General features: G+C 70.5%; 6 protein-coding genes and 1 tRNA gene. 6 read left to right on the top strand and 1 reads right to left on the bottom strand.

The window, feature by feature from the left end; genetic code table 11:
* Positions 1-96 precede the first annotated feature (96 nt).
* The 3 genes from VM889_04375 (at position 97) to VM889_04365 (ending at position 5672) form a co-directional block, all read left to right on the top strand.
* Entirely contained in the window at positions 97-1149 is a 1053-nt protein-coding gene (locus VM889_04375) for a homoserine dehydrogenase (GenBank protein ID HVL47774.1), read from the top strand.
* Between the two features lie 196 nt (positions 1150-1345).
* Positions 1346-4189, top strand: coding sequence for a fibronectin type III domain-containing protein (locus VM889_04370; GenBank protein ID HVL47773.1), 2844 nt, complete (start codon positions 1346-1348; stop codon positions 4187-4189).
* 1102 nt (positions 4190-5291) lie between these two features.
* Positions 5292-5672, top strand: coding sequence for a hypothetical protein (locus VM889_04365; GenBank protein HVL47772.1), 381 nt, complete (start codon positions 5292-5294; stop codon positions 5670-5672).
* Positions 5673-6283: 611 nt separating this feature from the next.
* Here VM889_04365 and VM889_04360 read toward each other — a convergent pair.
* A tRNA-Asn gene (locus tag VM889_04360) sits at positions 6284-6356 on the bottom strand.
* A 94-nt stretch (positions 6357-6450) separates the two neighbouring features.
* On the opposite strand from VM889_04360, the gene VM889_04355 reads away from it, so the two are divergent.
* Genes VM889_04355 through gatB form a run of 3 tightly spaced genes read left to right on the top strand, consistent with a single transcriptional unit; the run spans position 6451 to position 9460 of the window.
* Positions 6451-6744, top strand: a complete 294-nt coding sequence (locus tag VM889_04355; GenBank protein ID HVL47771.1) for an Asp-tRNA(Asn)/Glu-tRNA(Gln) amidotransferase GatCAB subunit C — start codon at positions 6451-6453, stop codon at positions 6742-6744.
* Positions 6741-8108: an amidase family protein gene (locus tag VM889_04350; protein HVL47770.1), complete on the top strand. Its 1368-nt coding sequence runs from the start codon at positions 6741-6743 to the stop codon at positions 8106-8108. The genes VM889_04355 and VM889_04350 overlap by 4 nt, the downstream gene beginning before the upstream one ends.
* On the top strand, positions 8105-9460 hold the full coding sequence (gatB, locus tag VM889_04345) for an Asp-tRNA(Asn)/Glu-tRNA(Gln) amidotransferase subunit GatB (GenBank protein ID HVL47769.1): 1356 nt from the start codon (positions 8105-8107) through the stop codon (positions 9458-9460). The genes VM889_04350 and gatB overlap by 4 nt, the downstream gene beginning before the upstream one ends.
* Position 9461: the final 1 nt, after the last annotated feature.

The raw sequence follows: 9461 nt of genomic DNA, 5'->3' as shown, positions 1-9461 counted from the left end.
TGCCCGAGCGATCCGTCACCGAGACCACGCGGACGGGAACGCCGCCCTCGGCCACGATCTCGACGAGCGCGCGGCCGTCGCCGGGGGTGTGCCCTCGTGAGCGCCCCCGTCCGCGTCGCCCTCCTCGGGTTCGGCAACGTCGGCCGCGCGCTCGTCGAGATCGTGGCCGAGGGCGGCGTTCCCGTCCGCGTGGTCTCGGTGACGGATCGCTCGGGCACCGTCGTCGACGAGAACGGGCTCGACGCGAAGCGCCTCCTCGCCGCGAAGCTCGGCAAGGGCGCCGTCTCCGCCTACGGCGCGGGCTACCGCGAGTGGTCCTCCGCCGAGGCCGCCGCGCGCTCGCCCGCCGACGTCGTGGTCCAGGTGACGCCGACGGACCTCGCCTCCTGCGAGGCCGCCGTGGCCGAGATCGAAGCCGCCTTCTCCGCCGGAAGGGACGTCGTGACCGCGGCGAAGGGGGCCCTTGCGCTCGACCCCGGCCGTCTCCGCAAGCTCGGCGAGCAGTACGGCCGCGCCCTCGCGTCGTCGGCGGCCGTCGCGGGCGCGGTGCCCGTGCTCGAGGTGCTCGACGGAGCCTTCCGCGGCGACAAGCTCCTCCACCTCGAAGGCGTCCTCAACGGCAGCACGACGCACATCCTGTCGCAGCTCGAGCAGGGCGTCCCGTTCGAGCGCGCGCTCGCCGAGGCCCGCGCCGCGGGCATCCTCGAGACGGATCCCTCGCTGGACCTCCTCGGCCTCGACGCGGCCGCGAAGGCCGCGATCCTCCACCAGCGCGCCTACGGATCGGATCTTTCGATCAAGGACGTGCAGACGGTCGGCATCACGGGCCTGACGGCGAAGGAGTGCCAGGGCGCGCGCGCCTCGGGATTCGCCGTGCGGCTCGTCGCGCGCGTGAGCGCCGACGGCGCCCGCGTGAGGCCCCTCTACGTTCCTTCCGAAAGCCCCCTCGCCGTTTCCGGGCGCAAGAACGCGATCCGGCTCGTCTTCGAGTCCGCGGGCGAGATCGCGCTAACGGGCGCGGGCGCGGGTCCCCGCGAGACGGCGGGCGCCGTGCTTTCGGACGTCCTGACGATCGCCCGGACGCGGAAACCCGCCGGGGTCAAGGCCCGGGCGGGCCCCGCCCGGGCCGCCGAGCTCCTCACGCCGTGATCCGGGACTCCATCCGAAGCAGGGGGCCGATTCGCGGATCGTTCGAAACCGCCCGGGCCCCCTCGACCCGGTCAAGGGATGCTACCCAAGGCTTGATTAGCGCCCAGGCGTCTTGAACGATGGAGACTGGCATGCCCACGAGTTGGCCCACCCCCGGTGCCGCGTATCGCCCACGCGGCGGGGTGCGGGGGGCGCCATGGTAGCGCCTCCGGCGCGCGGTCGCGCCCTGCTTGCGCTCTTCGCCATCGCCGCCTTCCTCGCGGCCTACGCGACGGCGGCCCTCCTGGACGGCCCGGGCGACGCTCCCTTCGCGGGGCTCGGCGCCTCGTCCGGGGAGACCGTCGAGTTCTTCGGCGCCAACCATGCCACCGTCACCCTCGGCCTCGACGCCAGCTCCCGCGCGGGGGGATTCATCTCGGCGCAGAACCTCGCGCCCGGCGACATCGTGAAGGGTCGCGCGACGCTCGACACCTCGACCCCGCTCGACGCCGCCGCGCACGGCTTCGGCTTCCGAGCCTCCGTTTCGATCGAGGGTGCGCGCGGCGCCGACGCGCTCGACGCGCACCTGCTCGTCCACCGCGCCCGCTGGGGCGGCGCGGACATCCTGCCCACGCTCGTCTCGGCCCTCGACGCCGATGGCGACGCGCGCCTCACCCTCCGCGAGCTCGCGGGGGGCGTCGACGGGCTCGCGCCTCCCGCCTCCCGCGCCGCGGGCGGCACGGTCCTCGAGCTCGACCTCATGCTCGACCCCGCGCTCGGCGGCACCGGAGAATCGCTCGCCGGGCAGACCGCGCGCGTCACCTTCACGTTCGGCCTCACCGAGGCGCCGCACGACCCGCCCGCGCCGACGCCCACGACCACGGTTCCCGGGGCGCCGACGGGGCTCCTCGCCACGCAGGCGGGCGACGGGATCGCGCTCACGTGGCTTGCGCCCGCAAGCGACGGGGGCAGCCCGATCCTGGGCTACCGCATCCTGCGCGCGGAGGGCGCAGGTCCCATGACGCTGCTCGCGGAGCGCGGGGCCACGCCCTTCTACGACGACGCCGCCGTCCAACCCGGACGCACGTATCGCTACCAGGTCGCCGCGTCGAACAGCGTCGGCACGGGTGCGGCCTCGAACCAGGCGAGCGCGACCGTCGCGAGCGAGCCGCCCGTGGTGACGCTCCGCCTCTCGCCGCCTGCGCCCGATGGATTCGGCGGATGGTACGCCTCCCGGCCGCTTGCGTCCTTCGAGCCGAGCGACCCGAACGCGACGGTCGTCTTCGTCCTCGGCGGCGTCGAGCGCGAGTACCTCGAGCCGTTCGTCATCCCCGAAGGGGAATCTCGGCTCATCTACCGCGCCGTCCTCCGCGGCGTCGAAAGCGAGCCCCTCACCCGGCTTCTCCGCGTCGACGTCGCCCCGCCCGTCATCGCGAGCGGCTCCGTCTCGTCCGCGAGCGTCCGCATCGGCGGCGGCGTGGACGTGGGCGCGACCGCGACCGACGCCGATTCGGGGCTGGCGACCGTCAAGCTCGTCGCCCGCGCGCCTTCCGGGGCTTCGGTCGAGCAGCCGCTCGCGTCCACCGGATCCTCCACGTTCGCCACGCGCTTCTCGCCCGCGGAGGTCGGAACGTGGTCGCTCGCGCTCGTCGCGACGGACATCGCGGGCCACGCGAGCGAGTCGCCGCTCGGGACGCTCGTCGTCGCGCCGGCCTCCGAGCCCATCAACCTCACGCGCAACGAACCCACGCCCCCGACGGGCGAGCCCGAACCCGGGCAACCGGGGCCGTCTGCGCCGACCCAGGAGACGGTGAGGGAACCCGAACCCGCCGTTCTCGTGTTCACCTCCAACTCGACGCGCCCCGCGCGCCCCGACGAGGGCGTCGGGGGCGATGTCATCGTGCGCGTCGCGAACGTGAAGAACGTTCCGCGCACCATCATCGTCCTCATCGGTCCGGACGGCCGCGAGCACGTCCTCGCCCGCGGCTCCGGCGAGACGAGATGGAACACGACGGGCTACGAGAACGGCTACTACCGCGTCGAAACGCGCGAGGAGAACCCCGACGGCTCGACGACCACGGTCGCCTCCGCCCGCGTCCTCGTGTTCAACCCACGCGCCTCGCCGCTCGAGACGGCCGCCGCCATGGCCACCGGCGTGGCCGCGGCCATGATCAGCTCCGCGGCGCTGTCCGCCGGCGCGGGCGGGACCATGAGCACGCTCAGCTCCGTCGCGGGCGCGCGCATGTTCGATTTCCTCGGTTTCCTGCGCGAAGGCGCGGCCGCGATCGGCGAGGACAAGCTGCGCGACCGCACGAAGTTCATCGGCCACCGCGGGAAGCGCAGCCTCGCGAACCTCCGGTCGCTCACCGCCGGTCTCATCGCCGTGGTCGTCTTCGCGCTCTTCTTCACGTGGGAGGCCGTCGAGGGATGGGACTTCGACCAGTACTTCGAAGGTCTTCCCGTCGTCGGCGGCGCCGCCGTCGTGTTCTTCGCGATGGCGTGGTCGAGCGAAATCCTCCTGGCTCAGCTCTCCGGCGCGCGCACCAAGTTCAAGCTGCTCGTCTCCGGAACCATCGCGCTTGCCTTCTCGAGCACGCTCCTCAGGAGCGCCTTCGGGTACGCGGGCTTCATCGAGAAGGACGAGCGCGGCGACGACTCCGCGCTCGCGCAGCGCCGCCTCGCCGCCTTCCGCTCCATCGCCGTGTACGGCGCCGTGGCCTCGACCACCGTCATCTTCCACTACGTCGGGCTTTGGTGGAGCTTCGACTTCGCGGAAGCCGGCATCGCGATCGCGCTCACGACCCTCGCCACGTCCTCCATGCCCTTCCGACCGCTCCCGGGCCAGGAAGTCTGGGCGTGGAGCAAGCCCATGGCGATCGCGTGCTGCGCGGGCGCCTTCGCGCTCTACTTCCTCTACAACGTCGCGCTCATCGACCCGGGCGTCGTGATGCTCATCGGGCTCCTCGGCGGAGCGCTCTTCGCCGTCGCCGCCTTCGTCGTGCCGAAGATGGGCGCGTCGCTCAGTCCGAAGGGCGAAGAGGGCGGGGAGACGGGACCTTAGAGGGATTGGCTTGCCTCCCTTTCGATCTTGAGTGCAGTATTCCCCGGTAGCCGACTGTCCGGACCGACCGTAAGCACTCGTCGATGTCAACAATGGTCTTGATCGTCGCGGCAGTGCGCTCCGCTTCCTGGCTTGAGCGCGTCAGTGCGGTCTCCGCGTCAAGAATAGAGGCGCCGAACCAATGGCGGGCATGTTGCGACATCAGTTCATGGTTCCACACCAACGGACGTGACCGGCCGCCGCCGTCAATTGATACGGCGGCAGAGCTGGCCGTGATCGAGGCTGGATTGAGCTCCGTTTTCTTGAGGAGGATCTCTTTGAAGCGACTCGCGAAGAACGTGCGGAGGCGGTCCGGGTTCAACTTAGCCGGCTTGATTTGCATCTTAGAAGAACGTGTGGCCATAACCGGAACCAACGCCTCAACCGTAGGTGCCCATCGGGGGAATTCAGGTCGTGCTCGCCCCGTCGGATTGAATCGAAGAATCGCACCATAGATGCCAGAAGCGGCTTCGCTGACGCTTATTCCTGAACTGCCAGACCCAACAAGGACTTTCGCGATAGCATGCCAAGCCGAGTCAAACGAAGCCGAGACGACAAGGTTCGGCTGGCGGCGGAACTCTTTGAAAGGTACTGTTGGCAATGTGAACGCAATTTGGGCGACGCGGGTGGTGGTCAGATCAATACCAACTTGCCGCAGTAGTTTCGTGTAGGCTATAGCCGATTCTCCCCGCGCTCGCTCCGTGCAGGCTGGACACCAGCCCAATCTGCGGCAGGGGAACCAACGGTACGGCACACCAGTTCGTGGCGGAACTCTGTTGAGTGAATCGCAACGTTCTAATCGGAGTCGAACACCATCAGGCAATTCAGCAATGACACCCCGGAAAGTTGGTGGGGGCGCCCGTTTCCCACTCATCCTGAGGGGATGGCCTTGGAGGCTCTTAACACATGTATATTCTAGAATACGTGAATTAACGTGTGCGCGCCGCGATCCCCATTTCCCTCCGCCGCTATCTCCTCCGGCGTCCTTCACGCCCCGATGAACCCGCAACAACTCAGTGAGCACCCCGTGGATCCCCCCGGGTCTCGCTGCCTCGAGGTCGAAATGAGCACCCACGCCATCAAACGCGCTCAGGAGCGCGTCGGATTCGTTCCCACCGTGGACGAACTGGGCCGAGCCTGTCGTGAAGGCGTCTACATACATCAACGCGCAACGGAACGCGGCTCCTTTGCGCAGCTAGTGTGCAGTATTAGGTCGACGAAGCTGACCTTCGGGGTTCGAATCGCTTGCAGCAAGATCATCATCCTGACGACCCTTCCTCCCGATGCAGCTTCGCCGCAGGGAGTCCGGGTCAGCGACTTCGAAGGCCTTTCTGAGGTTAGGCCTGGAACGACGACGGTCCTTGAGCAGCTCCTCGTGCGGGGTGCCTACGCGATCATCAGGGCGGCTGGGATGAAATCGGTGGAGGTGCTTCGCAATGAGTGAGGGCGGGATCGACGTGGACGAGATTGTGCGGAAGCGACGGCGGAGCGCCGAATTTGGGCTGCCGATCAAGGATCCTCTGACAGGCTACATTGTGGCTCGGCCGTCCCTACCGCCAGGGGATGATCTCCTTCAGGCGCCCCCTTCTCAGCGGGGTCCGAAGCGGGGGGAAACGAGAGTTGCTCGGCAAGAGTTCAAGGAGCACTCCCAGCGACTTCGCAAAGGGCGGCGCGTCGATCGCTCAGGGCGCCTTCAGTATGATGCGAGCGGCCGACTTGTCATCTCCTTCGGCAAGTACCGTGGGAAGCTGCTCAAGGATGTCCCGCGAGGCTACCTTGAATGGATGCTCAAGAACATCCTGTTGGACTACACAGCCCAGAGGATCGTGAAAAATGAACTCGGCCGTCGGGGCATCTCGCACCCATAGTGAGGCCCCCTTGGTTTCCCAGGAAACCGTGCCAAGCACCCGCGTGAAACGCAGGCGGCGCTGGGGTCCCTCCGCCCAGCGCCGCTCCGCGCATTGGGCCGCTCGTGTGCAGTCCGGTGTCGAACCCGCACCTGAGGAGAGGGGGCCTTTCGCGGCCCCCTCTCCTCAGACTCCTCTCCCCCACAGACGGCCCCGCGAGGATTCGAACCTCGACCCTCGGATTAACAGTCCGAGATCGCTACCAGTTAGACTACAGGGCCAACCGCCGCCCCTTGGCCGAGCGCCTCCTTAAACGTTCCGAGATCGGCGCCCGAGCGGAAGGCCTTTGCCCGATCGACACGCTCGCTCGCGCGCATGCCCGGGTTCGATCGCGACGAGACGCGCCGCATCGCGCGCCTCGCGCGCCTCGACCTCGACGACGCGGAAGTCGAAGCCCTCGCGCGCGACCTGGACGCGATCACGCGCGCGTTCTCGGACCTCGCCGATTTCGCCGCGGCGCTCCCCCCGCCCGCGCCGCCCGCGGCGACGACCCCGCGCGACGACGTCGCCGCACCTGCGCCAGAAAGGGTCGTCGAGGCGATCCACGCGGCCTTCCCGCGCCGCGACGCCGCGACGGGGGCGGTGCGCGCGCCCAAGGGGGCGCCATGAGCGCGGGACCGGTCGCGAACGTGGAGCGCGCCCTTTCGCGCCTCGGCGACGATCCCTTCAATGCCTTCACGCACGTCGCCCGCGAGGCGGCGTTCGAACGCGCGCGCAGGCTCGAGGCGGAAGGGCCGCAAGACCGCCCCCTCTGGGGCCGCGTCGTGAGCGTGAAGGACAACATCGCCGCGCGCGGCATGCCGATGACGTGCGGCTCGCGGCACCTCGCGGAATACGTCGCGCCCTACGACGCGACGGTCGTCGCGCGGCTCCTCGACGCCGGCGCCATCGTCATCGGCAAGACCAACATGGACGAGTTCGCGGCCGGGTCCTCCGGCGAAAACTCCGCGTTCGGGCCTACGCTCAACCCGCGCGACCCGACCCGCGTCGCGGGCGGGTCGTCCTCGGGCGCGGGCGCCTCCGTCGCCTCGGGCGTCGTGGAACTCGCCCTCGGGAGCGACACGGGCGGCAGCGTCCGCGCGCCCGCATCCTTCTGCGGCGTCGCCGCGTTCCGGCCCTCGCACGGCCGCGTCCCGCGCCACGGGCTCGCGGACCTCGCGATGAGCCTCGAATCGCCCGCGCCGATCGCGCGCACGGTCCGGGACCTCGCGGTGCTCCTCGACGCGACGGCCGGCGCGGACCCGCGCGACCCCCGAACGGCGGGGGCGCCGCGGCCGCGCTTCGCCGAGACCCTCGCGAAGCCGCTCGAAGGGCTGCGCATCGGCGTTCCGTCGGCGCTCTTCGAAGGCGTCGCGCCGGACGTCCGCGGCCCCGTCGAACGGGCGCTCGCGAAGCTCGAGGCCGCCGGGGCGCGCGCGACGCCTGTCGATCTCCCTGGCCTCGCGCACGCGCTTTCAGCGTATTACGTCCTCAACTACGCCGAGTTCGCGAGCGCCATGCAGCGGCTCGACGGCATCCGCTACGGACGCCCCGGTCCCGTCGACGTCCCCTACGAGGCCTCGGCCGCCGCGTCGCGGGCGTCGTTCGGGCCCGAGGTGAAGCGTCGCATCCTGCTCGGAACCTTCGTGACGTCTCGGGAGGAGCGCGGCCGGTGGTACGATTCCGCGGTCGCGGCGCGCGGCGTCATCGCGGAAGCCTTCGCGCGCGCGCTCGCGGACGTCGACGTCCTCGTGGGGCCGACGATGCCGGTCCGCGCGTTCCGGGTCGGCGAGCGCGTGACGGATCCGCGCGAGATGTATGCGGCGGACGCGCTCACGGTGTCGGCGAACCTCGCCGACGTCCCCGCGGGGAGCGTCCCCGTCGAGGCTGACGGACTGCCGGTCGGTCTCCAGGTGATCGGCCGGCGCGGCGAGGACGAGCGCGCGCTCGCAGCGATGGCGTTCGCCGAGCGGCATGCGGGGGCGCGCGCGTGACGGGCGCGCGCATCGGGCTCGAGGTCCACGCATACGTGGCCACGCGGGCGAAGCTCTTCTGCCCATGCGACGCGGACTTCCTCCGCGCCCCGCGAGCGAACGCGAACGTGTGCCCGACCTGCGTGGGCGAGCCCGGCGCGAAGCCGATGGCGCCCAATCGCGCGGCGATCGAGGCCGCGATCGCCCTTGGCCGCGTGTTCGGCTCCCGGGAAAGGCCGGATGCGACGTTCCTGCGGAAGCACTACTTCTACCCGGACCTCGCGTCGAACTACCAGCGTACTTCGACGCCCATCGTCGAGGGGGGGTCGCTGCTCGGTGTGCGCCTTCGCGAGATCCATGTGGAGGAGGATCCCGGCGCCTACGATCTCGCCACGGGACTCGTGGACTACAATCGCTCGGGCGCTCCCCTCCTGGAGATCGTGACGGAGCCCGATGTCGCGTCTCCGGCGCAGGCGAGGGCCTTCCTGGAAGAGCTGCGCTTCGTTCTTTCGGCGCTCGACCTCGGGCGGACGGCGGCTGGCGTCAAGGCCGACTGCAACGTCTCGGTCGCGGGCGGCGAGCGCGCCGAGGTGAAGAACGTGAATTCCCCCCGCAACGTCGAGCGCGCGGTCGCCTACGAGGTCGAGCGGCAGCTCGAGGCCGTCGCGCGCGGCGAAAAGCAAGCGAGGGAAACGAGACAATTCGACGAAGCCACGGGTCGGACCTCGCGACTGAGGGCGAAAGAGTCCGAGGCCGACTACCGATACTTCGCCGATCCCGACCTGGGTCCGATCGACGTCGCCGCCCTGTCGCGCGCGCTCGCTCCGGCGGAGTCGCCGCTTGCGCGACGCGCGCGCCTTGCCGAGGCCGCGGGCGTGCCCGAGGTCGAGGTGGCTCCCATCCTTGAGGAGCGCGCGCTCGCCGACGCCTTCGAGGGCGCGGCGGCGCGCGCCGGCTGGAGGCCCGCTTACGACTTCTTCATCCGCGACCTGCGCGCGGAGCTCGGCTTCCGGGGCATCCCGTTCGCCGCCGCCCGCGTGACCGCGGAGGACGCGGCCGCGCTCGTCGAGGCGCTCGCCGCGCGGCGCGTCACGCCGCAGGTGGCGACGCGACTGCTGCGCGAGGGGCTTGACCGTGGCGGTCTCGCCGCCGCGCTCGCTGCCGAGGCCGGCGCCATCGTCGTCGGGGACGCGCTCGCGGAGGCGGCCCGCGCCGCGGTGCGCGACAACCCGAAGGCTGTCGCGGACGTCCGCGCCGGAAGGGCCGCAGCCGTGAACTTCCTCGTCGGTCAGGCGATGCGCGCGCTCAAGGGACGCGGCGACCCTGGGGCCGTCCGCGCCGCTGTGGAGCGCGCGCTCGAGGACGCGTCGTAAC

The organism is Candidatus Thermoplasmatota archaeon, from assembly GCA_035540375.1.
In the GTDB taxonomy this organism is placed as follows: Archaea; Thermoplasmatota; SW-10-69-26; order JACQPN01; family JAJPHT01; genus DATLGO01.
Note: the sequence above shows the minus strand (reverse complement) of the source record. Positions and strands in the feature narration are given on the sequence as shown.

What these genes read in the sequence shown, in the direction of transcription:
- VM889_04365 (HVL47772.1), top strand. Translation starts at nt 5,292, where the DNA reads ATGAGCACCCACGCCATCAAACGCGCTCAGGAGCGCGTCGGATTCGTT.
- VM889_04355 (HVL47771.1), top strand. Translation starts at nt 6,451, where the DNA reads ATGCCCGGGTTCGATCGCGACGAGACGCGCCGCATCGCGCGCCTCGCG.
- VM889_04370 (HVL47773.1), top strand. Translation starts at nt 1,346, where the DNA reads ATGGTAGCGCCTCCGGCGCGCGGTCGCGCCCTGCTTGCGCTCTTCGCC.
- VM889_04350 (HVL47770.1), top strand. Translation starts at nt 6,741, where the DNA reads ATGAGCGCGGGACCGGTCGCGAACGTGGAGCGCGCCCTTTCGCGCCTC.